Consider the following 709-nt stretch of genomic DNA (forward strand, 5'->3'; position numbering starts at 1 on the left):
CCGTCCTCGTCGAACACCCGACCCAGGTACGAGCAGCGCAGCGCGACCGGGTGCACGTGCGTGCGCACGGCGACGAGCGCCGTGGTGCGACCGCGCCGAGGTCGCCCGCCGGCGATGCGCTGAGCGGCGGCGCCGCGGACCGTCCGCACGTCTGCGAGGTCGAACTCCCAGATTCCGCGACCGGTCGCCGCGACGAAGAGTCGGTCGTCGAACCAGGCGAGTCCACCGGCGTGGATCGGTGCCGGCTGCAGTTCGCCGTCGTTGCCGGGGACGGCGAGCAGCACGTCGAGATGGCGGGAGCGCTCGAGGTCGACGAACGTCACGCGGGAGGCGAGATGCACGCCGTCGAGCTGTTGCCGGAACCAGCTCACCGCCACGGTGCGTCGACTCCGCCACTCGCCGAGGTCGATGCCCTGCGGGTACCAGCGTCGGGTCCAGGTCCGGGCGGTCAGCCATTGCAGGTCCAGGGTGTCGCGCTGCTTCTGCCGCACCGGACGCCACGTCGATCCGAAGGGCCAGAGCATGCTCCCATCGTCGCCGATCGAACGGATCCTCGCGAACTCGACCGCGAGTCGCGCGCCGGATCTCGGCCTACGTACAGCTTCACGAAATGCGACATGTATTATGTTACGTGTCGTCGCGCGTATCTCTAGGGGGAGGGAGCGCGACGACACACAACGTCCCGGGTCCGGCTGATGGGGGTCAGCAG

General features: G+C 69.5%; 1 pseudogene. It reads right to left on the reverse strand.

From position 1 onward, the window contains the following. Nucleotides 1-524, reverse strand: a pseudogene (locus ACNPM4_RS18535) (hypothetical protein); the annotation flags it as partial. Nucleotides 525-709 lie beyond the last annotated feature (185 nt).

This window comes from Microbacterium umsixpiens, assembly GCF_053543675.1.